General features: G+C 67.1%; 25 protein-coding genes. 19 read left to right on the forward strand and 6 right to left on the reverse strand.

The window, feature by feature from the left end:
- The first annotated feature begins 37 nt into the window (after positions 1 to 37).
- The gene (gene prfA / locus ASE16_RS05575; protein WP_055891997.1) at positions 38 to 1,114 is read left to right on the forward strand and encodes a peptide chain release factor 1; all 1,077 of its coding nucleotides are present in this window, start codon (positions 38 to 40) and stop codon (positions 1,112 to 1,114) included.
- 84 nt (positions 1,115 to 1,198) lie between these two features.
- Here the strand turns inward: prfA and epsC are convergent, their stop codons facing one another.
- Together epsC and cysK are read right to left on the reverse strand one after the other, a co-directional pair.
- Complete coding sequence (gene epsC, locus ASE16_RS05580) at positions 1,199 to 1,771, reverse strand: serine O-acetyltransferase EpsC (protein ID WP_055892001.1); 573 nt, start codon at positions 1,769 to 1,771, stop codon at positions 1,199 to 1,201.
- Between the two features lie 6 nt (positions 1,772 to 1,777).
- The gene (cysK, locus tag ASE16_RS05585) at positions 1,778 to 2,716 is read right to left on the reverse strand and encodes a cysteine synthase A (RefSeq protein ID WP_055892004.1); all 939 of its coding nucleotides are present in this window, start codon (positions 2,714 to 2,716) and stop codon (positions 1,778 to 1,780) included.
- 112 nt (positions 2,717 to 2,828) lie between these two features.
- On the opposite strand from cysK, the gene prmC reads away from it, so the two are divergent.
- Positions 2,829 to 3,707 carry a peptide chain release factor N(5)-glutamine methyltransferase gene (gene prmC / locus ASE16_RS05590; RefSeq protein WP_055892007.1) on the forward strand — a complete coding sequence of 293 codons (879 nt, stop codon included), beginning with the start codon at positions 2,829 to 2,831 and terminating at the stop codon, positions 3,705 to 3,707.
- A gap of 12 nt (positions 3,708 to 3,719) precedes the next feature.
- Here the strand turns inward: prmC and ASE16_RS05595 are convergent, their stop codons facing one another.
- A complete protein-coding gene (locus tag ASE16_RS05595) occupies positions 3,720 to 4,664 on the reverse strand; it encodes a TetR/AcrR family transcriptional regulator (protein ID WP_055892010.1) in 945 nt (314 codons plus the stop codon).
- A 120-nt stretch (positions 4,665 to 4,784) separates the two neighbouring features.
- Between ASE16_RS05595 and ASE16_RS05600 the strand changes: the two genes are divergently transcribed.
- Together ASE16_RS05600 and ASE16_RS05605 are read left to right on the forward strand one after the other, a co-directional pair.
- Positions 4,785 to 5,717, forward strand: coding sequence for an ATP-binding cassette domain-containing protein (locus ASE16_RS05600; RefSeq protein WP_055892013.1), 933 nt, complete (start codon positions 4,785 to 4,787; stop codon positions 5,715 to 5,717).
- Positions 5,714 to 6,532, forward strand: coding sequence for an ABC transporter permease (locus ASE16_RS05605; RefSeq protein WP_055892016.1), 819 nt, complete (start codon positions 5,714 to 5,716; stop codon positions 6,530 to 6,532). The genes ASE16_RS05600 and ASE16_RS05605 overlap by 4 nt, the downstream gene beginning before the upstream one ends.
- Positions 6,533 to 6,612: 80 nt before the next feature.
- Here ASE16_RS05605 and ASE16_RS05610 read toward each other — a convergent pair whose 3' ends face one another.
- The gene (locus tag ASE16_RS05610; RefSeq protein WP_055892021.1) at positions 6,613 to 7,254 is read right to left on the reverse strand and encodes an HAD family hydrolase; all 642 of its coding nucleotides are present in this window, start codon (positions 7,252 to 7,254) and stop codon (positions 6,613 to 6,615) included.
- Positions 7,255 to 7,316: 62 nt separating this feature from the next.
- Between ASE16_RS05610 and ASE16_RS05615 the strand changes: the two genes are divergently transcribed.
- From ASE16_RS05615 to ASE16_RS05675, 13 genes are all read left to right on the forward strand, one after another.
- A complete protein-coding gene (locus ASE16_RS05615; RefSeq protein ID WP_055892026.1) occupies positions 7,317 to 8,039 on the forward strand; it encodes an L-threonylcarbamoyladenylate synthase in 723 nt (240 codons plus the stop codon).
- A gap of 3 nt (positions 8,040 to 8,042) precedes the next feature.
- A complete protein-coding gene (locus ASE16_RS05620; protein WP_055892030.1) occupies positions 8,043 to 9,311 on the forward strand; it encodes an MraY family glycosyltransferase in 1,269 nt (422 codons plus the stop codon).
- Positions 9,308 to 9,838, forward strand: a complete 531-nt coding sequence (locus tag ASE16_RS05625) for a hypothetical protein (RefSeq protein ID WP_055892035.1) — start codon at positions 9,308 to 9,310, stop codon at positions 9,836 to 9,838. The genes ASE16_RS05620 and ASE16_RS05625 overlap by 4 nt, the downstream gene beginning before the upstream one ends.
- 172 nt (positions 9,839 to 10,010) lie before the next feature.
- Positions 10,011 to 10,808, forward strand: a complete 798-nt coding sequence (atpB, locus tag ASE16_RS05630) for a F0F1 ATP synthase subunit A (RefSeq protein WP_055892038.1) — start codon at positions 10,011 to 10,013, stop codon at positions 10,806 to 10,808.
- Positions 10,809 to 10,859: 51 nt separating this feature from the next.
- Complete coding sequence (atpE, locus tag ASE16_RS05635) at positions 10,860 to 11,084, forward strand: ATP synthase F0 subunit C (RefSeq protein ID WP_055892042.1); 225 nt, start codon at positions 10,860 to 10,862, stop codon at positions 11,082 to 11,084.
- 35 nt (positions 11,085 to 11,119) lie between these two features.
- Positions 11,120 to 11,674 carry a F0F1 ATP synthase subunit B gene (locus ASE16_RS05640; protein ID WP_055894311.1) on the forward strand — a complete coding sequence of 185 codons (555 nt, stop codon included), beginning with the start codon at positions 11,120 to 11,122 and terminating at the stop codon, positions 11,672 to 11,674.
- The gene (locus ASE16_RS05645) at positions 11,674 to 12,468 is read left to right on the forward strand and encodes a F0F1 ATP synthase subunit delta (protein ID WP_055892046.1); all 795 of its coding nucleotides are present in this window, start codon (positions 11,674 to 11,676) and stop codon (positions 12,466 to 12,468) included. Before ASE16_RS05640 ends, ASE16_RS05645 begins: the two co-directional genes overlap by 1 nt.
- A gap of 23 nt (positions 12,469 to 12,491) precedes the next feature.
- On the forward strand, positions 12,492 to 14,129 hold the full coding sequence (gene atpA / locus ASE16_RS05650) for a F0F1 ATP synthase subunit alpha (RefSeq protein WP_055892049.1): 1,638 nt from the start codon (positions 12,492 to 12,494) through the stop codon (positions 14,127 to 14,129).
- A 45-nt stretch (positions 14,130 to 14,174) separates the two neighbouring features.
- Positions 14,175 to 15,074, forward strand: a complete 900-nt coding sequence (locus tag ASE16_RS05655; RefSeq protein WP_055892052.1) for a F0F1 ATP synthase subunit gamma — start codon at positions 14,175 to 14,177, stop codon at positions 15,072 to 15,074.
- Between the two features lie 41 nt (positions 15,075 to 15,115).
- Complete coding sequence (atpD, locus tag ASE16_RS05660) at positions 15,116 to 16,579, forward strand: F0F1 ATP synthase subunit beta (protein ID WP_055892055.1); 1,464 nt, start codon at positions 15,116 to 15,118, stop codon at positions 16,577 to 16,579.
- 2 nt (positions 16,580 to 16,581) lie between these two features.
- Complete coding sequence (locus ASE16_RS05665; RefSeq protein ID WP_055892062.1) at positions 16,582 to 16,842, forward strand: F0F1 ATP synthase subunit epsilon; 261 nt, start codon at positions 16,582 to 16,584, stop codon at positions 16,840 to 16,842.
- A gap of 1 nt (position 16,843) precedes the next feature.
- Positions 16,844 to 17,401, forward strand: a complete 558-nt coding sequence (locus ASE16_RS05670) for an AAA family ATPase (protein ID WP_055892065.1) — start codon at positions 16,844 to 16,846, stop codon at positions 17,399 to 17,401.
- A 1-nt stretch (position 17,402) separates the two neighbouring features.
- Positions 17,403 to 18,209, forward strand: coding sequence for a YaaA family protein (locus ASE16_RS05675; RefSeq protein WP_055892068.1), 807 nt, complete (start codon positions 17,403 to 17,405; stop codon positions 18,207 to 18,209).
- A 541-nt stretch (positions 18,210 to 18,750) separates the two neighbouring features.
- Here ASE16_RS05675 and ASE16_RS05680 read toward each other — a convergent pair.
- Both ASE16_RS05680 and ASE16_RS05685 read right to left on the reverse strand, forming a co-directional pair.
- Complete coding sequence (locus tag ASE16_RS05680; protein WP_082581267.1) at positions 18,751 to 19,404, reverse strand: DNA-3-methyladenine glycosylase I; 654 nt, start codon at positions 19,402 to 19,404, stop codon at positions 18,751 to 18,753.
- Complete coding sequence (locus ASE16_RS05685) at positions 19,401 to 19,898, reverse strand: methylated-DNA--[protein]-cysteine S-methyltransferase (protein ID WP_055892072.1); 498 nt, start codon at positions 19,896 to 19,898, stop codon at positions 19,401 to 19,403. Before ASE16_RS05685 ends, ASE16_RS05680 begins: the two co-directional genes overlap by 4 nt.
- A 114-nt stretch (positions 19,899 to 20,012) precedes the next feature.
- Between ASE16_RS05685 and ASE16_RS05690 the strand changes: the two genes are divergently transcribed.
- Both ASE16_RS05690 and ASE16_RS05695 read left to right on the forward strand, forming a co-directional pair.
- The gene (locus ASE16_RS05690) at positions 20,013 to 20,984 is read left to right on the forward strand and encodes an aldo/keto reductase (protein WP_055892075.1); all 972 of its coding nucleotides are present in this window, start codon (positions 20,013 to 20,015) and stop codon (positions 20,982 to 20,984) included.
- Positions 20,985 to 21,128: 144 nt separating this feature from the next.
- Positions 21,129 to 21,830, forward strand: a complete 702-nt coding sequence (locus ASE16_RS05695; protein WP_235500385.1) for a TetR/AcrR family transcriptional regulator — start codon at positions 21,129 to 21,131, stop codon at positions 21,828 to 21,830.
- The last annotated feature ends 8 nt before the right edge of the window (positions 21,831 to 21,838 follow it).

Here is a 21,838-nt window from a genome sequence, read left to right on the forward strand (position 1 = left end):
CCCTCCAGAAAGCCCGACCCTTCCAGAAAGAAGTCCCATGTTCGAATCGGTGAACAGCCTGATCGCCGAGCACGACGACCTGCAGGAGCAGCTCGCCGACCCTGAACTGCACAGCGACCCCGTGCGCTCCAAGAAGGTCAACCGGCGCTACGCAGAGCTCAGCCGCATCGTCGCCGCGTACCACCAGTGGAAGCAGCTCGAGGACGACCTCGCCGCTGCCAAGGAGCTCGCGGCGGAGGATGAGGCGTTCGCCGAGGAGGTCCCAGGACTCGAGGCGAGCCTGGAGGAGTCGGGGGAGAAGCTGCGCAGGCTCCTCATCCCGCGCGACCCCAACGACAGCCGCGACGTCATCATGGAGATCAAGATGGGCGAAGGCGGGGCGGAGTCCGCGCTGTTCGCGGCCGATCTTCTCCGGATGTATCTGCACTACGCGGAGTCCAAGAAGTGGAAGACCGAGATCCTGGAGCAGACCTCCAGTGACCTCGGCGGCATCAAGGACGTCCAGCTCGCGATCAAGGGCTCGTCCAGCGATCCGGCGGAGGGGGTCTGGGCGCACCTCAAGTACGAGGGCGGCGTGCACCGTGTGCAGCGTGTCCCGGCGACCGAGTCGCAGGGGCGCATCCACACGTCGGCGGCCGGCGTGCTCGTCTTCCCCGAGGTGGACGAGCCGGAGGAGGTCGAGATCAACCAGAACGACCTCAAGATCGACGTCTACCGGTCGAGCGGCCCCGGCGGCCAGTCGGTGAACACCACGGACTCCGCCGTGCGCATCACGCACCTTCCGACGGGCATCGTCGTCGCCATGCAGAACGAGAAGAGCCAGCTGCAGAACCGCGAGGCAGGGATGCGCGTGCTGCGCGCCCGCGTGCTCGCCCGCCAGCAGGAGGAACTGGATGCGGAGGCCGCCGCCGTCCGCAAGAGCCAGATCCGCACGATGGACCGTTCGGAGCGCATCCGCACGTACAACTTCCCGGAGAACCGCATCGCGGACCACCGCACCGGGTACAAGGCGTACAACCTCGACGCCGTCATGAACGGCGCCCTGGAGCCCGTCATCGACTCCTGCATCGCCGCCGACGAGGAATCCCGCCTCGCCGACCTCGCCACCGACTAAAGAATCGACTCCGAAGTTGTTCAGGCGACACGCCGATGGCGAGCCTGAACAACTTCGGAGTCGATTGCGTGGGGACGGGCCTGGTCAGATGTAGATGGCCGGGTCGATCCAGTCGTCGCCGGGGATCTGCTCATGGCCCGTTCGCGGGCGCGCGCGGGCGGGGACGCCGGTGAGGACGGAGCCCTCAGGGGCGTCGTGGATGACGACGGCGTTCGCGCCGACGACACTGTGCGCCCCGAGCGTGATCGCGCCGAGCACCTTCGCACCGGCTCCGACGATCACGCCATTGCCGATGGTGGGATGCCGCTTGCCGTGACCACTGCCCTTCCCGCCCAGCGTGACGCCGTGGTAGAGCATTACGTCGTCGCCGACGAACGTGGTCTCGCCGATCACCACGCCCATCCCGTGGTCGATGAAGAAGCGTCGGCCGATCGTCGCGCCCGGGTGGATCTCGATGCCGGTCAGGAACCGGGTGAACTGCGAGAGGAACCTGGCCGGCATCTTCATGCCGGACCGCCACATCCGGTGCGCCAGACGGTACGACCAGATCGCGTGCAGCCCGGAGTACGCCGTGAAGACCTCGAAGCCGCTGCGCGCCGCAGGGTCGTGCTTGCGCGCGTTCGCGATGTCCTCACGGACGCGGGAGATGAACGCCAACGCCGGTCAGTCCAGCAGGTCGGCCCAGAGCGGGGTCGAGATGTAGCGCTCACCGGTGTCGCACACGACGGCGACGATGGTCTTGCCCGCGTTCTCCGGCCGCTTGGCCAGCTCGAGAGCCGCCCAGACGATCGCGCCCGACGAGATCCCGGCGAGGATGCCCTCCTCGCTGGCGAGCTTCTTGGCGACGTCGATCGCGTCGTCGAACGACGCGTCGATGACCTCGTCGTAGACGGTCGTGTCGAGGATCTCCGGCACGAAGTTGGCGCCGATGCCCTGGATCTTGTGCGGTCCGGGCTTGCCGCCGTTCAGGATGGGGGAGTCGATCGGCTCGACGGCGACCACCTGCACGCCGGGCTTGCGCTCCTTGAGCACCTGGCCGACGCCGGTGATGGTGCCGCCCGTTCCGACTCCGGCGACGAAGATGTCGACGCCGCCGTCGGTGTCCTCCCAGATCTCCTCGGCCGTCGTCGCGCGGTGGATGGCCGGGTTGGCCTCGTTCGCGAACTGCTGCGCCCAGATGGCGTTCTCGGTGGTCGCGACGATCTCCTTGGCCTTCTCGACCGCTCCGCGCATCCCATCGGGACCGGGGGTGAGGACGATCTGTGCACCGAACGCGCGCAACAGCACGCGGCGCTCCTTGCTCATCGTCTCCGGCATCGTGAGGATGACCGTGTATCCGCGGGCAGCGCCGACCATCGCGAGCGCGATGCCGGTGTTGCCGCTCGTGCCCTCCACGATCGTGCCGCCGGGGCGCAGCGCCCCTGCCTTCTCCGCCGCGTCGATGATGGCGACGCCGATGCGGTCCTTGACGCTGCCGGCCGGGTTGTAGAACTCCAGCTTGGCGAGCACGGTCGCCCCCGTGCCCTCCGCGATGCGATTGAGCTTGACGAGCGGGGTCTTCCCGACCGCTTCGGTGATGTTGTCGTAGACGTGACCTGTCATGGCTCTTCCTCGTTGACGCTGGTGGACGGTGTGAAAGCCTTACAACTCTATTCCGTCCCGGAGGGCAGCGGCCTGTGTGACGCCGCCTGACGTGCCGTAGGCTCGATGGGCCATGTCATCCGCAGCGCCAGCAGAGCCCACCGTCCGCGCCGTCCGCGACGAGGTCGTCGCGCTCCTCTCCAGCGCGGGCGTCCCCGACCCCGAGGTCGACGCCGACCTGCTGGTCGGCCACGTGCTCGGCGAGGGGCGCGGGAGGGTGCAGGCCCTCATCCACCTGGATGCGACGGTCGGGGATGCGGACGCGTCGCGCATCAGGAAACTGGCACAACGCCGCGCCACCAGGGAGCCGCTGCAGCACATCACGGGAAAGGCGCCGTTCCGCTCGCTGGAGCTCGCCGTCGGCCCCGGCGTGTTCGTGCCGCGACCGGAGACCGAGCATGTCGTGCAGTTCGCGATCGACGCGCTGCGCGCCGTGCCGAGTCCTGAGCCGATCGGCGTCGACCTCGGCACCGGAAGCGGGGCGATCGCGCTGGCGATGGCGACGGAGGTGCCGCACGCTCGCATCCACGCTGTCGAGAACTCGCCGGAGGCCTTCATCTGGGCGAAGCGCAACGTCGAGGAGTCCGGCGCGACCAACGCCCGTGTCGTGTTCATCGACCTGGCGGACGCGCTGCCGGAGCTCGACGGGACAGTCGACGTCGTCATCTCGAACCCGCCGTACATCCCCGCGGAGGCCATCCCGCGCGACCCGGAGGTGCGGCTGTACGACCCGCCTGCCGCGCTCTACGGCGGACAGGACGGGCTGGATGTAGTGCGCACGATCTCGCGCGTCGCCTGGCGCCTGCTGCACGAGGGAGGGACGCTCGTGCTGGAGCACGGGGAACTGCAGGGCGCGGAGATCCGCGAACTGCTCACCGCGGACGGCTGGCGCGCCGCCGCGACGCACCGCGACCTCACCACGCGCGACCGCACCACGACGGCAGTCCGCTAGCGCTCCGCTCCGCTAGCCGCGGTCGCGCGCTCGGCGCTCCTCCTCCTTGGCCAGCCGCTCGCGCACCTTCGCGATGACCTCGCGCTCGCGCTTGCGCGCCTCCCGCAGCCGGGATTCCGCCTCTCTGCGCGCCTTGGCCGCCTCGCGGATCGCCTTGTCGTTCGGCACCGGCTCCGGGCGCGGCTCGTACGCCACGACCTCCTCGCCGCTGCGCCGCGACGCCACGTAGTGCTCGATGCCGTCCAGGATGCGTTCGAGCCCGAACGCGAAGTCGTCCTGCTCGTCCTCGCCCTCCGCGTCGCTGTATACGCCGGACAGCACCAGCGGTGCCAGGTTCGGGAATCGCCCCGGTGTGACCAGCTCCGCGAGGGCGGCGGTGAACGCCTCCCCGCGTTTCGGCGGGCCGTCGACCTGCCGCGACCTGGTCACATCCCGCTCAACGACGGCAGTGGCACGCGCATACGAGCTCAGCAGCAGCGCCGTCGACATCTTCTCCGGCTCAGTGAGCGGCAGGTCCTTCATCACCCGAAGGCCCCAGTCGAGCACCGCGAGGTTGTTCGGCATGAGCGGCATCCCGGAGATCGGGATGTCGGGGAACCACGGATGCGCCTGGATGACCTGGATGCTCGCCATCGCCCAGAGGCGCAGGCCGCTGCGCCAGTCCGTGTCCTCCTCCTCTGGCGGGATCGGCACGGCGCAGACCGCGTCCTGCATCAGCGCGAGCACGTCGTCCTTGCTGGTGACATAGCGGTAGAGCGACATGGTGGTGAAGCCGAGTGTCGTCGCGATCTTGCTCATCGAGACGGCGGAGAGGCCCTCGTCGTCGGCGAGCTGGATCGCCGCATCCACAATCCGTTCGATGCTCAGCTCGCGCTTCGGCCCGCGCTGCGGACGCTCGGCGACGCCCCAGCTCAGCGCGACGGCGCGGGGGAGTGCTTCTTCGACAGCATCGGCCATGTCGCGCCCTTTCGGTTGTTGACACCCATCCTAGAACTGTGTATACCTTAAACAAAACCGTGTGCAGCATAAACAGTTTGCGTCGTACTCAATAAGACTCGACGCGGAAAGGAACCGATCATGACAGCTCAAGCGATCCAGATCGCCGGTCTCCGGAAGTCGTTCGGCGACCAGCGGGTGCTGGACGGCATCGACCTCACGGTCGCGGCGGGAAGCGTCTTCGCGCTTCTCGGGCCGAACGGCGCGGGCAAGACGACGCTCATCAACATCCTGTCAACGCTGGTCGCGCCGGACGACGGCGCTGCGAGCGTCTGCGGCCACGACGTCGTCCACGACAGAGAGGGCGTCAAACGCTCGATCAGCCTCACCGGCCAGTCCGCGGCCGTCGACGATGTGCTCACCGGCGAGGAGAACCTGCGCATGATGGCGCGGCTCTCCGGATACACGGCGGCCGGCGCCCGCGCGCGGACGGCCGAGCTCATCGAGCGCTTCGACCTCGCCGACGCCGCCCGCAAGCGCGTCAAGGCGTACTCAGGCGGGATGCGCCGCAGGCTGGACCTCGCGCTCAGCCTGGTCGCCACGCCTCCCGTCATCTTCCTCGACGAGCCGACCACCGGCCTCGACACGCGCAGCAGGCAGGCGCTCTGGGCGATGATCCTCGACCTCGCGGCCCAGGGCATCACCATCCTCCTCACCACGCAGTATCTGGAAGAGGCCGACCAGCTCGCCGACCGCATCGCCGTGATCGACCGCGGCGTCGTCGTGGCGGAGGGAACCGCGGCGGAACTCAAGTCGCGCGTCGGGGGAGAAGTCGTCGAGCTGAGGGACGCCGACGACGAGATCGTCCGCGAACTGCCGACCGACGGCACCGTCCACGGACTGCGCGCCGCCATCGACCAGTTGGATGCGGCCGCCCTGCCAGGCGCGAGCGTCAGCATCCGCAAGCCCAGCATGGACGACGTGTTCCTCGCACTCACCTCCGGCGCAGCGACGCCGGCAGCCACCGCAGTCACCGCATCCCGTGCAGCAGAAGAAATGGAGGTCACCCGATGACCGTCGCACTGGAGACCCGCACCACCGCCACCCAGGTCGCCACCGTCGACCGCGCCGTCTCCCGCCTGACCAGCACCGTTGTGTTCATCGGCAGGAGCCTGCGCCACACCGTCCGCAACGTCGAAGCTCTCACGATGGCGATCCTGCTCCCGATCATGTTGATGCTGCTGTTCACCTACGTGTTCGGCGGCGCGATCGACGGCGGGGGAGACTACGTGAACTACGTGGTCCCCGGCATCATCCTGCTCTGCGCGGGGTTCGGCTCGTCGAGCACAGCGGTCGACGTCGCCGACGACATGACGAACGGCATCGTCGACCGGTTCCGCACCATGCCGCTGCACGCCAACGGGGTCATCACCGGCCACGTGGTGGCGAGCCTGGTGCGCAATCTGCTGGCGACGGGCGTCGTCATCGGCGTCGCCCTGGCCGTCGGCTTCCGGCCGACCGCGAACGTCGCGGAATGGCTCGGGGCCATCGGCGTCATCGCGCTGTTCATCCTCGCGATCACCTGGCTGTACGCCGCCATCGGCCTCGCTGCCAAGAACCCGACCGCGGCGAACGGCTACGGATTCGCCCTGCTGTTCCTGCCGTACCTGTCCAGCGCGTTCGTGCCGACGGACACGATGCCGAGCTGGCTGCAGTGGATCGCGGACAACCAGCCGATCACGCCCATCATCGAGACCATCCGCAGCCTGCTCTTCGGCACGGATGCCGGCACCAGGCCGCTCTGGGCGCTCGGCTGGTGCGTCGTCATCATCCTCGGCGCATACCTCTGGGCCGCCTGGCAGTTCCGCCGCAAGGCCGGCCGCCGCTGACCCCCTCCCCGAACAATCGAGCCGGGACTTGTGCACGCGACACGCCGAAGGCAGGCGTGCACAAGTCCCGGCTCGATTGTTCAGGAGGCGGGACGGGTGCGGCCGGCGAACGCGTGGATGGCGGCGCGGAGGCCGTCGGTGTCGAAGGTGCCATCGTCGCGCTTGGTGAAGTGGAATGCGTGCATCCCGGCCTCGCGGGCGCCCTCGACGTTGGCGAGGGAGTCGTCGAACAGGATCGCGTCGCCGGCTGCGACCCCGAAGCGGCCGAGCGCGCGGGTGTAGATGCGGCGCTCCGGCTTGCGGGCGCCGAGCACGGCGGAGACGAGGTCGTTGCCCTGCAGCACGTCGACGATCTCCGGCGTCAGCACGGGGAGCGAGTCCTTGAACGGGATCGGGTTGTTCGACAGCAGCGACACCGTGCCGAGGGTCGCGGCCTCGTGCAGAGCGTCGATCGAGCCCTGGATGGGCGTCATGGCGGCCTTCCTGGCCTCCTGCCACTGCTCGAGGGTGAGGCGGGCGCCTGTCACGTCGGCGAACGCATCCAGGTACTCTGCGCTGGTCGAGTACTCGCCGATCTCGGCCGCGCGCTCGAAGCCTCCCGCCCACCAGCTCGACGCCAAATGGTACTGGCTCACGCCGCCCAGGCTCGCCAGCGCAGGCAGGCGCTTGTGGAAGTCGTAGTCGTAGAGGGTCTTGTCGCAGTCGAAGAAGTAGACATCCATCACGACAAGTATCGACCTCCAGACAGGGAACGCCCTGATCGCTCAACTATCATGGTTCCGACATGGCTCCCATCTACGACTGCTCGGTCGACTCCGAACTCCTTTCCGGCATGAGGCTGGCTCGCGCCGCCATCGGGCGGGGCGAGCTCGTCGTCATTCCGACGGACACCGTTTACGGCGTCGCAGCAGACGCCTTCAACCCCGCCGCCGTCCAACGGCTGCTGGATGCGAAGGGTCGCGGCCGCCAGTCGCCTCCGCCTGTCCTCATCCCCGGCATCCCCACCCTGGCCGCGCTGGCAGAGGATGTCCCGCAGGCCGTGACCGACCTGGTCCAGGAGTTCTGGCCAGGCGGACTCACCGTCGTGCTTCCCGCCCAGCCGTCGCTCGTCTGGGACCTGGGCGAGACCAGAGGCACCGTCGCCCTGCGGATGCCGAGCGACACCATCGCGCTCGAACTCCTCTCCGAGACCGGTCCGCTCGCCGTCTCGTCCGCCAACCTCACCGGCCGCCCCGCCGCCCGCACCGCCGCGGAAGCAGAGGCCATGCTCGCCGACTCCGTCTCCGTGTACCTCGACGGGGGAGAGGCGGGCGCCGGTTACGACCGCGTCGACGGCAAGGACAGCTCGTCCACGATCGTCGACGCGACTGCGCTGGCCGCGGGAACGGGAAAGCTCCGCATCCTGCGTCACGGCGTGATCTCGGCGGAGCAGATCCGTGCCGTCGTCGGCGACCAGCTCGCGGACGACAGCGTGGAGGAGCCCACCGAGACGTCGACGGACGCCTGAGCCGTGACCCTCCTCCTCGCCCTCGCGCTCATCTCGGCCGTCATCACGTTCGGGATGTCGCTGGTCGTCTACAAGCTGAGCCTCAAGTACCGGCTGTACCCGAAGATCCGGGCACGGGATGTGCACACCAGGCCGACCCCGAGGCTCGGCGGCATCGCGATGTTCCTCGGCATCCTGGTGGCGTTCGGCGTCGCCTGGCTGCTGTCGAGCCAGTTCGGCGTCCTGACGCTGATCTTCTCGGACTCCGGGCCGATCCTCGCGATCCTCGGCGCCTCCCTGCTGATCGTGGTGATCGGCGTCGCAGACGACATCTGGGATCTCGACTGGATGACCAAGCTCGCCGGTCAGTTCGTCGCCGCGGGCCTCGTTGCCTGGCTGGGCGTGCAGATCTACTCGCTGCCGATCGGCGGTCTGACGGTCGGGTCGCCGGTGATGAGCATCATCATCACGCTGTTCGCGATCGTGCTGGTGATGAACGCCATCAACTTCATCGACGGCCTCGACGGTCTCGTCGCCGGCGTCGCGCTCATCGCCAACGGCTCGTTCCTGGTCTACACGTATCTGTTGCAGCGCGAGATCAGCCCGCAGAACTACTTCAGCCTCGCCGGGGTGATCGCTGCGATCCTCGTCGGCGCGTGCGCCGGATTCCTTCCGCTCAACTGGCACCCGGCGAAGATGTTCATGGGGGACGCCGGCGCGCTGCTGATCGGCCTGCTGATGGCGACATCGGCGATCTCCGTCACAGGCACGATCAACCCGGAGGCGCTGCAGACGCTCGGCAAGTCGTCGCTCGTCCCCGCGTTCATCCCGATCATCCTGCCGTTCGCCGTGCTGATCGTGCCCCTGCTCGACTTCGGACTCGCCGTCATCAGGCGGCTGCGCGCAGGCAAGTCGCCGTTCAGCGCCGACCGCAAGCACCTGCACCACCGCCTGCTCGACATGGGGCACACGCACCTGCACGCCGTGCTGATCTTCTACGGCTGGACGGCCGTGCTGTCGATCGGCTGCCTGCTGTTCTTCTTCGACCCGTACTGGATGGCGATCGTGTTCATCGCCGTCGGCCTGGTTGTCTGCGCCGCGTTCACGCTCGCCCCGCTGAGCCGCAGGAAAGCCAACGAGGCCGCGGCGGAGCTCGCGCCGGCCGGCACGGACGAAGCGGACGCCACCGCCCGCTACGACCAGCTCGACGCCGCGAGCGAGCACGCCCCCGGCACCGCTCCGACCTCCGCACAGACCACCACCCCCGCACCGCTCAGCAAGGAGACACGATGACCGACCACGACGGCGGAACCCCCGCCGACGGCCGGCCCGCCGAACCAGTCACGCCGCCCGCGGCTGCGCAGGCCGCACTGCCCGCCCAGCCGTCCTCGACGCCCATCCTCAAGGACGTGCTCAAGTACGGCCTCATCCTCGCGGTGATCATCGCCGTGGTCGGGATGATCCTCGGCGGCGTCTTCGCGGGATGGATCGGCGTCACCAGCGCGCTCATCGGCACCGCGATGGCCGTCGTCTTCCTCAGCATCACCGCCCTGAGCATCCTGATCGCCAACAAGTTCGTGGGCACCGACCTGTTCGTCGGCCTCTTCTTCGGCATCGTCCTCGGCGGCTGGCTCCTGAAATTCGTGCTGTTCCTGGTGCTCGCGTTCGTGCTCAGGGACCAGCCGTGGATCAACCCCGTCGTGCTGTTCCTCAGCCTCATCGCCGGGGTGATCGGCTCGCTCGTCGTCGACATGATCGTCGTCTTCCGCTCCCGCGTGCCATACGTCAGCGACGTCACGCTGCCCGGCGAGAAGCGCTGAGCTGTGTCCGATTCGTTACCCTGCGAAAACTCTTGTAGAGTTGTGGTGATTCCCCACCCGCATAGCGCCTCAGGCACCATTTGGCGCATGATCCCGGGTGTCCAAATGTTCGTCGCTGCGAGAGCTTTGGCTCGACGCCCCGAAACAGGAGATAGCGCTGTTAGCTAACGCTGTGAACCTGCTGGTCCAGACCGCAAGCTCCGATGATGGCAGCTTCCACGGTCCGTCGATCGATGAGTTCTTCCCGCCCGCAATCTTTTCCATCGGTGGCTTCGAGGTCAACCGGATCATGGTCATCCGCTTCATCGCGGTGCTGGCCATCGTCCTGATCTTCTGGCTCGGCACCCGTCGCATGAAGATCGTCCCAGGACGATTCCAGTCCGTGGTGGAGATGGGACTCGACTTCGTTCGGGTCAACATCGCAGAGGACCTGCTCGGCAAGAAGGACGGCCGTCGCTTCCTGCCGATCCTCACCACCATCTTCTTCATGGTGCTGTTCATGAACCTGACCGGCATCATCCCCGGTCTGAACATCGCAGGCACCTCGGTGATCGGCGTTCCGCTGGTGCTCGCGATCGTCGCGTACATCTCGTTCATCTACGCAGGTATCAAGGCGAGCCCTGGCAACTTCTTCAAGAACTCGCTGTTCCCGCCCGGTGTGCCGAAGGCGCTGTACATCATCGTCACGCCGATCGAGTTCATCTCGACCTTCGTCCTGCGTCCGATCACCCTGACGCTCCGACTCCTGATGAACATGGTCGTCGGCCACCTGCTCCTCGTGCTGTTCTTCAGCGCGACGGCGTTCTTCCTCTTCACCGCCGGAAGCTGGTGGTCGCTCTTCGGAATCGGCACCTTCGCGTTCGGCTTCGCATTCACCCTGTTCGAGATCCTGGTCGCAGTCCTCCAGGCCTACGTCTTCGCACTGCTCACGGCTGTCTACATTCAGCTCGCAGTCGCCGAGGAACACTAATAACGTTCCGCGCACTCGCACGGAACGCCATCACGGAAGGAAACACATAACGTGGACATCGCTGCTATCTCCGGCAACATTGCCACCGTTGGATACGGTCTCGCGGCCATCGGCCCGGCCATCGGCGTCGGCATCGTGGTCGGCAAGACCATCGAGGGCGTCGCTCGCCAGCCCGAGCTCGCCGGCCGCCTCCAGGTTCTGATGTACATCGGTATCGCATTCACCGAGGCGCTCGCGTTCATCGGTATCGCTACCTACTTCATCTTCACCTCCTAATCAGCCCTCTTTATCTCTCTCAGTAAGGAGGAATGATGCTCCACGGTGTGGTTATCGCCGCAACGGAGGCACCGCGTAATCCGCTCATCCCCGAGTGGTACGACGTCATCGGTTCGCTGATCTGCTTCCTCATCATCCTGTTCTTCTTCTGGAAGCTCGTGCTTCCGCGCGTGAAGAAGCTCCTGGATGAGCGTGCAGAGGCGATCGAGGGCAACATCGCGAAGGCCGACGAGGCTCAGCACAAGGCCGAGGCGCTCCTCGAGGAGTACACCGCTCAGCTCGCCGACGCGCGCGCCGAAGCGGCCAAGATCCGTGAGCAGGCTCGCACCGACGGTCAGAAGATCGTCGCTGAGGCGAAGGACAACGCGACGGTCGAGGCCGCCCGCGTCACCGCCAACGCCCAGGCGCAGATCGAGGCAGAGCGCCAGTCCGCCGTCGTCGCTCTCCGCAGCGAGGTCGGCTCGCTCGCGATCGACCTGGCCTCCGGTGTCATCGGTGAGGCTCTCAACGACGACAAGAAGTCGCAGGCGATCGTCGACCGCTTCCTGGCCGACCTGGACGCCAGCGAAAAGGCAGGGTCGAACAAGTAATGGGAAGCGCCTCCAGAGAAGCACTGGCCAGGTCCGTGTCGGCTCTCGCCGCGCAGGGCTCCAAGGCCGATCTGGCGACGGCCGAAGACCTGTTCGCCGCAGGACGAGTCGTCGCAGACTCCGCCCAGCTCCGAGCAGTGGTCAGCGATCCATCGGCAGACCCCGCAGGCAAGACGGCGCTCGTGCAGCGCGTCTTCGGCTCGCTCTCGGCTCCGGCCGTCGAGCTCCTCGGCGTGATCGCCGCTGAGCGCTGGTCGAGTCAGAACGATGTGCTCGCCGCGATCGAAGAGCTCGGTGTCCGGTCGATCGCCCAGTCGGCGCCGAAGGGCGTCGACATCGCAGCAGAGCTGTTCGCGTTCGGGGGAGCCGTGACCTCCGACGCACAGCTCGAACTCGCGCTGCGCAGCAAGCTCGCGGACCCGACGGCCAAGAGCGAGCTGGTCGAGCGTCTGCTCAACGGCAAGGCGTCCGTCCAGACGGTCGCCATCGTGCGCCAGCTCGTGCTGCAGCCGCGCGGTCGCAGCATCCGCGAAGGTCTTCGCGAAGCCGCCCGCGTCGTGGCAGCTCAGTCCGGCCTCACCGTCGCGACGGTCTTCACCGCGAAGCAGCTCCCCGCTGCGCAGGCCGAGCGCCTGCAGGCTGGGCTCGCAGCGAAGTACGGACAGAAACTCAAGATCAACCAGGTCGTCGACCCCACCATCCTCGGTGGGCTGCGTGTGCAGATCGGCGACGACGTGATCGACGGCAGCATCGCCTCGCGCATCACCGATTTACGACTTCAGCTGGCGGGCTGACCGCCCCAAGATAGGGAACAACGATGGCAGAACTAACGATCAGCCCCGACGAGATCCGGGACGCGCTCAAGGACTTCGTCACCAAGTACGAGCCCACGAAGGCCGCGACCACCGAGGTCGGACACGTCATCGACGCGTCCGACGGCATCGCGCACGTCGAGGGTCTCCCCGGCGTGATGGCGAACGAGCTCATCCGCTTCTCCGACGGCACCCTGGGCCTCGCCCAGAACCTCGACGAGAACGAGATCGGCGTCGTCGTCCTCGGTGAGTTCGACGGCATCGTCGAGGGCATGGAGGTGACCCGCACAGGCGAGGTCCTCTCCGTCCCCGTCGGAGACGGCTACCTCGGCCGCGTCGTCGACCCGCTGGGCAAGCCCATCGACGGTCTCGGCGAGATCGCGTCCGAGGGCCGCCGCGCACTCGAGCTGCAGGCGCCTGGCGTCATGCAGCGCAAGAGCGTGCACGAGCCGCTGCAGACGGGTATCAAGGCGATCGACGCCATGATCCCCGTCGGCCGTGGCCAGCGTCAGCTCATCATCGGCGACCGCCAGACCGGTAAGACGGCCATCGCGATCGACACGATCATCAACCAGAAGGCCAACTGGGAGTCCGGCGACGTCAACAAGCAGGTTCGCTGCATCTACGTCGCCATCGGCCAGAAGGGCTCGACCATCGCCTCGGTGAAGGGCGCGCTCGAGGACGCAGGCGCGATGGAGTACACCACCATCGTCGCAGCTCCTGCCTCCGACCCCGCCGGCTTCAAGTACCTCGCTCCGTACACCGGCTCGGCCATCGGCCAGCACTGGATGTACGGCGGCAAGCACGTCCTCATCATCTTCGACGACCTGTCGAAGCAGGCTGAGGCATACCGCGCCGTTTCGCTCCTCCTGCGTCGTCCGCCGGGACGCGAGGCATACCCCGGTGACGTGTTCTACCTGCACTCCCGCCTGCTCGAGCGTTGCGCCAAGCTGTCCGATGAGCTCGGCGCAGGCTCGATGACCGGACTCCCGATCATCGAGACCAAGGCGAACGACGTCTCGGCGTACATCCCGACCAACGTGATCTCGATCACCGACGGTCAGATCTTCCTGCAGTCCGACCTCTTCAACGCCAACCAGCGTCCGGCGGTCGACGTGGGTATCTCCGTCTCCCGTGTCGGTGGCGACGCGCAGGTGAAGTCGATCAAGAAGGTCTCCGGCACGCTCAAGCTCGAGCTGGCGCAGTACCGCTCGCTCGAGGCGTTCGCGATGTTCGCATCCGACCTCGACCAGGCCAGCCGTCGTCAGCTCGCCAGGGGCGCACGCCTCACCGAGCTGCTCAAGCAGCCGCAGTACTCGCCGTTCCCCGTCGAGGAGCAGGTCGTCTCGATCTGGGCAGGCACCAACGGCAAGCTGGACGAGGTCGCCGTCGAAGACGTGCTGCGCTTCGAGTCCGAACTGCTCGACCACCTGCGTCGCAACACGGACGTCCTGAACGTCCTGCGCGAGACCAACCAGCTCTCCGACGAGACCGTCGCGACGCTCGAGGCAGAGGTCGACAAGTTCAAGCTCGAGTTCCAGACCGGTGAGGGCAAGCCCCTCGCCTCGGTCGGGCGCGAAGAGTTCGAAGCGATCGCCGAAGAGGATGTCAACCAGGAGCGCATCGTCAAGGCGAAGCGCTGAGCCGCGGCACCGCCCGGCGACAGCAGATAGTTACCTAGGAGAGACATGGGAGCGCAACTTCGGGTCTACCGGCAGAAGATCAAGTCTGCCCAGACGACCAAGAAGATCACTCGGGCCATGGAGCTGATCTCCGCCTCACGCATCCAGAAGGCGCAGGCGAGAGTCGCTGCGTCGTCGCCGTACGCCCGCGCCATCACGCGCGCGGTGTCGGCGGTGGCGACGTACTCGAACGTCGAGCACGTCCTCACCACGGAACCGGAGAAGATCGAGCGCGCAGCGATCGTCATCTTCTCCTCCGACCGTGGCCTCGCAGGCGCGTTCAACACGAACGTGCTCAAGGAGTCGGAGAAGCTCGCTGAGCTGCTCCGCAGCCAGGGCAAGGATGTCGTCTACTTCCTGGTCGGACGCAAGGCGAGCGGATACTTCAGTTTCCGCCGCCGCGCGTTCGAGCGGGTCTGGACGGGCGGAACGGACGCTCCGGAGTTCGAGCAGGCCAAGGAGATCGCTGACGCGATCCTCGAATCCTTCCTTCGCGACGCGTCGGACGGCGGCGTGGACGAGATCCACGTCATCTACAACCGCTTCGTGAGCATGCTCACGCAGGAGCCGGAAGTCGTCCGTCTGCTCCCGCTCGAGGTCGTGGAAGGCGTCGAGGAGCCGGGCGACAAGCAGATCCTCCCGCTCTACGAGTTCGAGCCAGACGTCGCAACCGTGCTCGACTCGCTCCTCCCGGTGTACATCGAGAGCCGTATCTTCAACGCCATGCTGCAGTCGGCCGCTTCGAAGCACGCCGCGACGCAGAAGGCGATGAAGTCCGCGAGCGACAACGCGGACAAGCTCATCACCGACTACACCCGCCTGGCCAACAACGCGCGCCAGTCCGAGATCACCCAGCAGATTTCCGAGATCGTCGGCGGTGCGGACGCACTGAGCTCCGCCAAGTAACTCGGACGACACACGTTTAGCAAACGAGAAGAGAAGACACCATGACTACCGCAACCGCCGAAGCCCAGGCTTCGACCGCGCAGCCGGCAGGCGTCGGGCGCATCGCCCGCGTCACCGGCCCTGTGGTCGACATCGAGTTCCCCCACGACTCGATCCCTGGCATCTACAACGCCCTCAAGACGACGATCACCATCGGCGAGGAATCGACCGAGATCACGCTCGAGGTCGCACAGCACCTCGGCGACGACCTCGTCCGCGCCATCGCGCTCAAGCCGACCGACGGCCTGGTCCGCGGCGGAGAGGTCCGCGACACCGGCGCACCGATCTCGGTGCCCGTCGGCGACGTGACCAAGGGCAAGGTGTTCAACGTCACGGGCGACGTTCTCAACGCAGAGCCTGGCGAGACCATCGAGATCACCGAGCGCTGGCCGATCCACCGCCAGCCGCCGGCGTTCGACCAGCTCGAGTCGAAGACCCAGCTCTTCGAGACCGGCATCAAGGTCATCGACCTCCTCACCCCGTACGTGCAGGGTGGAAAGATCGGCCTCTTCGGTGGTGCGGGCGTCGGCAAGACCGTCCTCATCCAGGAGATGATCCAGCGCGTCGCGCAGGACCACGGTGGTGTGTCGGTGTTCGCTGGTGTCGGCGAGCGCACCCGTGAGGGCAACGACCTCATCCACGAGATGGAGGAGGCGGGCGTCTTCGACAAGACGGCCCTCGTCTTCGGCCAGATGGACGAGCCGCCGGGAACGCGTCTGCGCGTCGCCCTGTCCGCGCTGACAATGGCGGAGTACTTCCGCGATGTCCAGAAGCAGGACGTGCTGCTCTTCATCGACAACATCTTCCGCTTCACGCAGGCAGGCTCCGAGGTCTCCACGCTGCTCGGCCGCATGCCGTCCGCCGTGGGTTACCAGCCGAACCTCGCCGACGAGATGGGCCTCCTCCAGGAGCGCATCACCTCGACCCGTGGACACTCGATCACCTCGCTGCAGGCGATCTACGTCCCCGCCGACGACTACACCGACCCGGCTCCGGCGACCACGTTCGCCCACCTCGACGCCACCACGGAGCTCTCCCGTGAGATCGCGTCGAAGGGTCTGTACCCGGCCGTCGACCCGCTGACCTCGACGTCGCGCATCCTCGACCCCCGCTACTTGGGCGCCGACCACTACCGCGTCGCCACCACGGTCAAGCAGATCCTCCAGAAGAACAAGGAACTGCAGGAGATCATCGCCATCCTCGGTGTCGACGAGCTCTCCGAGGAAGACAAGATCACGGTGTCGCGTGCGCGCCGCATCCAGCAGTTCCTCTCGCAGAACACCTACATGGCGAAGAAGTTCACCGGTGTCGAGGGTTCGACGGTTCCGCTCAAGGACACCATCGAGTCGTTCGACGCCATCGCCAAGGGCGAGTTCGACCACGTGGCGGAGCAGGCGTTCTTCAACGTCGGCGCGATCACCGACGTCGAAGAGAAGTGGGCTCAGATCCAGAAGGAGAACGGCTAACAATGGCTGTCCTCAATGTCAGCGTCGTCGCCGCCGACCACGAAGTGTGGTCGGGCGAGGCGAGCATGGTCGTCGCGAAGACGGTCGAGGGTGAGATCGGTATTCTCCCCGGCCACGAACCGCTGCTGGCCATCCTCGCCTCCGGCGAGGTGCGTGTGACCCTGAACGGTGGGGAGTCGATCAAGGCCCAGGCCGACGATGGCTTCCTCTCCGTGGAGAACAACACGGTCACGGTGGTGGCCCGCCAGGCGGAGCTCGTCTGACATGACCGAGCAGCCCGTCATCGTCGATCGTCAGTTCGGCGACGTCCGCGTCCCCATCCTGATCGCGATGGCGGGCCTGCCCGGCTCCGGCAAGTCGACCATCGCCGAGATCATCGGCGCCCGCCTCGGCGCGACCACGGTGTCGGTCGACCCGATCGAGGTGTCGATTCTGCGCGCCGGCATCGACTCCGACCAGCCGACCGGCCTCGCGGCCTACCTCGTGGCCGAGACGATGGCTGAGCAGGTGCTGCAGTCCGGTCACTCCGTGATCGTCGACGCGGTGAACGCCGTGGAGCCCGCCCGGTTGCAGTGGCGCGACCTCGCGGAGCGCTCTGGCGTGAAGCTGCGCGTCATCGAGGTCGTCTGCTCGGACGACGAACTGCACCAGTCGCGCCTCGCGAAGCGTCAGGGTCTCACGGCCGCGTACGCCGTGGAACAGAGCGTCGACGAGTACGACGAGTGGAGGGGCGCGTGCGCCACCCTGCCGCGCGTGACGATCGACACGGCAGCCCCGCTCGGCCAGAACGTCGAGATCGCTCTCGACTTCCTGGTGGCCTAGGTTGCTCATTCTCCTTCCGCCCTCCGAGACCAAGCGCGACGGGGGAGCGGAAGTCCCGCTCGACCTCGACCGACTACGTTTCGGCGCCCTCAAACCGGTCCGCAGGAGCGTGCTCGCCGCTGTCGCTGCGCTCTCCAGGAACCGCGAGCACAGCATCCGGGCGTTGAAGCTCGGTCCCAAGCAGGCCGCCGAGGTCGACCGGAACCGCGCGATCCGTTCGTCGGCGACGATGCCCGCGCTCCGCAGATACACCGGCGTGCTCTACGACGCACTGGATGCGGAGAGCCTGACGGACGACCAGTGGGCGTTCGCGGGAGCGACGGTGGTGGTCCAGTCCGCGCTGCTCGGTCCGGTCGCGGCGACCGACCTCATCCCTGCGTACCGGCTGTCGTTCGACTCGCGCCTGTCGCTCGAGAAGGGCGTCGCGACGCTGAAGAAGCGGTGGGCGCCCGCCGTGGCTGCGGTGTTCGACGCGCATCCCGGGCTGATCATCGACCTGCGGTCGGAAGGCTACGCCGCGCTCGGACCCATTCCTGAGCGGCCGGATGCCCACTACGTGCGCGTGCTCGCCAGGGACGCAGGCGGCCACGTCCGCGCGCTGAACCACTTCAACAAGCAGGCGAAGGGTCTGCTGACCCGCGCGCTGATCGAGGCTGGCATCGACTTCGCGACCACGGACGAGCTGCTCGCCTGGGCCGCGGCGGAAGGCTACGAGTTGCGGAAGGCGGACGACGCCTCAGGCGACCTGGAGCTGATCGTGCCAGAGGTGGCGGGGGAGCCCGGCAAGTTGATGGCTGTGCTCCGCTGAGTCCTTGCCAGCCGCTGAGTGCGCCGGGCGTGCGCGCGGCGGCCGATCCGCGCAGTGGACGTGTGCGGGACGGGAAGCGGGCGTGGGCCCGGTGTCGAAATTGTGCGTGAATCAGTGGTGGAGTTTCAAAAACTGAGATATGCTCAATGGTAGGTGAAGCGTCTCGGATAGCTTCGCATCGGGTAATGCGAGCAATGAGGAGGAGCCAGCCAGCCAACGGGGTGATGGGGGGCGTTCGAAGTCGAACGGTCGCTTCATCTCGTTTATCAGTCGGGCCGACGTCACGGAAACCCGGCGTGATCCCCTCACGCCGATCTCCCAGGCCGGATGCGCGATGACACACTAGTTTCCGCCTGCGGTCGGGCACGTGCGGAGGTGTCATCGCGAGCGAGAATCCGGCGCTTCGAAACGAGTACCGTCGTCGGCCCGACCCTCTTCCGCTGGTCGGCTCATGAGCGCGCTGGTCGGACCGCCTTCGCTGGACGGACCCGGCATCCCGCTGGCATGGGCCTCGTGGTCGGGTGAGCGTCCCGCGCCGGCGTCAGGCGCGGAAGCAGCCTTCGAAGTGGTCGTCGACCATGCCGGTGGCCTGCATCAGGGCGTACATGGTTGTGGGGCCGACGAAGCGCAAGCCGCGGCGACGAAGCTCTTTGCTGAGTGCTGTCGACTCAGCGGTGACAGCTGGCACCTCCGACCAGGCGCGCGGCCGACGGTGGTCCGTCGCTGCGGGCGCGAAGCTCCACATCAGGTCGTTCAGCGGCACATCCAGGGCGAGCACGGCGCGTGCGTTGGAGATGGTGGCGGTGATCTTGCCCCGGTGGCGGATGATCCGCGCATCCTGGAGCAGCCGCTCGACGTCGTCCTCGGTCATGGAGGCGACCGCCTCGACGTCGAACCCGTGGAAGACCTCGCGGAACGCCGGTCGCCTGCGCAGGATGGTGATCCAGGAGAGGCCGGCCTGGAAGCCCTCGAGGCAGAGCTTCTCGTACAGTGCACGGGAGTCGCGCTGCTCGCGGCCCCACTCCTCGTCGTGATAGCGGCGGTACTCGGCGTCGCTCGCCGACCAGGAGCACCTGGCCAGGCCGTCGTCCCCGACGACGACAGCACGACTCGCCGAAACAACGGGACTCGCCGGGTCGGCAGGGCTGGCGGGGACGGGTGCTGGCTGTGTTGGTTCGGTGGTCGCAGAGGTCATGCTGCCAGCATGATCCCTTCGTGGGTGAGCAGCCACAGCTTGGTGGGGATACCGTCGCCTCCGCTGTAGCCGGTGATCTTGCCGGACGACGACAGCACGCGGTGGCAGCCGATGATGATCGGGATGGGGTTCGCGCCGACGGCCCCGCCGATCGCGCGACCGGAGCCGGGGCGGCCGATGCCGTGGCCGAGTTCGCCGTAGGAGGTGAAGGTGCCGAACTCGAGGTCGGCGAGCTGCTGCCAGACCGCGCGCTGGAACTCCGTGCCCTCGAGGGTGACCGGCAGGTCGAAGTCTTTGCGATCGCCGGCGAAATACTCCTGCAGTTGCAGTTCGGCGCGTTCGAGGACCTCGGTCGTGCGCTCAGGGTGCTCTTCGAGGGGGAGGTGCCCTGAACGTTCGATGGAGAGGGAAGTGATGGCGTGACCATCGCTGGTCAGCTCGATGCGGCCGATCGGACTCGGCATCCGTGTGAGATAGGCGAAGGAAGTGCTCATGAGAAGACTCTACGGCGGGCCACCGACGTGTTCTCGCGGAAAACGGACATGGGGGATAAGTCGTCCGACCCCACCGGTTGTGGAGGGATCGGCAGCGCTGCATAGACTTGGAGCATGGCAGAAATCGACTACCGTCCTCTCGGAAACTCGGGGCTCATCGTCTCGACCATCGGCCTTGGCTGCAACAACTTCGGGCGGGAAGGGACCGCATCCGAAACCCAGCAGGGCACGGACGCGGTGATCGGCGCGGCGATCGACGCCGGCGTCACGTTCTTCGACACCGCGGACATCTACGGCAAGGAACGCGGGCTCTCCGAGACCCTGATGGGCACGTCGCTGGCCGGGAAGCGCGACAAGATCGTGCTCGCCACCAAGTTCGGGATGGACATGGCGGGCAGCAACGGACCCGACTGGGGCGTGCGCGGCTCGCGTCGCTACATCCGGCTCGCCGTCGAGGCGTCGCTGCGACGGCTCCGCACCGACTGGATCGACCTCTACCAGTTGCACCAGCCTGACCCCATCACCCCGATCGAGGAGACGCTGGCGGCGCTCGACGACCTCATCACCGAGGGCAAGATCCGCTACATCGGTCACTCGAACCTGGCCGGCTGGCAGATCGCGGAGGCGGAGTTCACCGCCGAGCTGAACGGGCATCCGAAGTTCATCTCGTCGCAGAACGAGTACAGCCTGCTCGTGCGCGACGCCGAGCGCGAGGTGCTTCCTGCCGTCAACCAGTACGGGCTCGGCTTCCTGCCGTACTTCCCGCTCTACAACGGCCTGTTCACGGGGAAGTTCTCGCGCGATGGCGGCCCGGCAGACAGCCGCATCATGATGATCAGGCGACACCTCGTCGACAACGCTCCGTGGGATGCGATCGAGCGCTACCAGGCGTTCTGCGACGAGCGCGGCGTGACCATGCTGGCGGCGACGTTCGCCTGGCTGCTCGCCCAGCCCGGCCTCACCAGCGTGATCGCCGGAGCCACCAAGCCGGAGCAGATCACCGCGAACGCGGAGGCCGCCACCGCCTGGCGCCCCAGTGCGGAGGACCTCGCGGCCATCACCGACATCTTCACCCCTTCCGCCTAGCCGCTTTCATCCCATCGAGCCCAGCTCTCGCCGCTCGCACCGGCGGTGGGACCTGGGCTCGACTGCGTTGGGAGACACTCTGTTCGCTCACAGCGAACGAATTCGTCGTTGTGAGTGAGTACTCACTCCGCGTAGGATCAGCGCGTGGATCTGACGGACGACGAGCTGAAACGTACGCCCCGCGCCCAGCCCCTGAGCGTGGAGGACAGGCGCGCGATGATCGTCGACGCGGTCATCCCGCTGCTGGTCGAACACGGGCGCGGCGTCACGTCGAAGCAGATCGCCGAGGCGGCTGGCATCGCCGAGGGCACGATCTTCCGGGCGTTCGGGGACAAGGAGACGCTGGTGCAGGCCGCGATCGAGAAGTACCTCGATCCTGAGCCGCTCCGGGATGCCCTCCGCGCCATCGACCCCGCCCTCCCGTTCGAGCACAAGATCCGCGCCGTGCTCTACCTGCTGCGCGAGCGGTTCGAGAGCGTCATGCGCATCATGGCCGTCGTCGGCCCGCAACGCCCGCCCGTCCCGCAGGAACGGGGCCAGTTCGTGGCCATCATCGGCCGGCTGCTCGAGCCGGAGGCCGACCGGCTGAACTGGCCGCCGGAGCGCGTCGCCCACCTCCTGCGACTCATCAGCTTCTCGTCTGCTTTCCCCGCCCTCAACGAGGGGATCGAGTTCAGCATCGACGACCTCGCCCGCTTCGCGATGGTCGGCATCGCCGGAGAACCGCTCGACGTCGCCGACTTCCCCGACCTAGCCGACCTTCCCACCGCGGATTCCGGCTACGCGCCGGAGACAGAGCCGGCAACACACACCGCACCAGAAACACAGCCCGCATCCGCACCCTAGGAGATCCC

This window comes from Leifsonia sp. Root227, assembly GCF_001428745.1.
Taxonomy (GTDB): Bacteria; Actinomycetota; Actinomycetes; order Actinomycetales; family Microbacteriaceae; genus Leifsonia.

Bases quoted from the DNA above. Each gene is read 5' to 3' on its own strand.
- atpA (WP_055892049.1), top strand. From the start codon at position 12,492: ATGGCAGAACTAACGATCAGCCCCGACGAGATCCGGGACGCGCTCAAG.
- cysK (WP_055892004.1), bottom strand. From the start codon at position 2,716: ATGACAGGTCACGTCTACGACAACATCACCGAAGCGGTCGGGAAGACC.
- ASE16_RS05645 (WP_055892046.1), top strand. From the start codon at position 11,674: ATGGGAAGCGCCTCCAGAGAAGCACTGGCCAGGTCCGTGTCGGCTCTC.
- ASE16_RS05610 (WP_055892021.1), bottom strand. From the start codon at position 7,254: ATGGATGTCTACTTCTTCGACTGCGACAAGACCCTCTACGACTACGAC.
- ASE16_RS05625 (WP_055892035.1), top strand. From the start codon at position 9,308: ATGACCGACCACGACGGCGGAACCCCCGCCGACGGCCGGCCCGCCGAA.
- ASE16_RS05600 (WP_055892013.1), top strand. From the start codon at position 4,785: ATGACAGCTCAAGCGATCCAGATCGCCGGTCTCCGGAAGTCGTTCGGC.
- ASE16_RS05685 (WP_055892072.1), bottom strand. From the start codon at position 19,898: ATGAGCACTTCCTTCGCCTATCTCACACGGATGCCGAGTCCGATCGGC.
- prmC (WP_055892007.1), top strand. From the start codon at position 2,829: ATGTCATCCGCAGCGCCAGCAGAGCCCACCGTCCGCGCCGTCCGCGAC.
- ASE16_RS05615 (WP_055892026.1), top strand. From the start codon at position 7,317: ATGGCTCCCATCTACGACTGCTCGGTCGACTCCGAACTCCTTTCCGGC.
- ASE16_RS05670 (WP_055892065.1), top strand. From the start codon at position 16,844: ATGACCGAGCAGCCCGTCATCGTCGATCGTCAGTTCGGCGACGTCCGC.
- ASE16_RS05665 (WP_055892062.1), top strand. From the start codon at position 16,582: ATGGCTGTCCTCAATGTCAGCGTCGTCGCCGCCGACCACGAAGTGTGG.
- atpD (WP_055892055.1), top strand. From the start codon at position 15,116: ATGACTACCGCAACCGCCGAAGCCCAGGCTTCGACCGCGCAGCCGGCA.
- ASE16_RS05680 (WP_082581267.1), bottom strand. From the start codon at position 19,404: ATGACCTCTGCGACCACCGAACCAACACAGCCAGCACCCGTCCCCGCC.
- ASE16_RS05640 (WP_055894311.1), top strand. From the start codon at position 11,120: ATGCTCCACGGTGTGGTTATCGCCGCAACGGAGGCACCGCGTAATCCG.
- prfA (WP_055891997.1), top strand. From the start codon at position 38: ATGTTCGAATCGGTGAACAGCCTGATCGCCGAGCACGACGACCTGCAG.
- ASE16_RS05595 (WP_055892010.1), bottom strand. From the start codon at position 4,664: ATGGCCGATGCTGTCGAAGAAGCACTCCCCCGCGCCGTCGCGCTGAGC.
- ASE16_RS05655 (WP_055892052.1), top strand. From the start codon at position 14,175: ATGGGAGCGCAACTTCGGGTCTACCGGCAGAAGATCAAGTCTGCCCAG.
- ASE16_RS05690 (WP_055892075.1), top strand. From the start codon at position 20,013: ATGGCAGAAATCGACTACCGTCCTCTCGGAAACTCGGGGCTCATCGTC.
- ASE16_RS05605 (WP_055892016.1), top strand. From the start codon at position 5,714: ATGACCGTCGCACTGGAGACCCGCACCACCGCCACCCAGGTCGCCACC.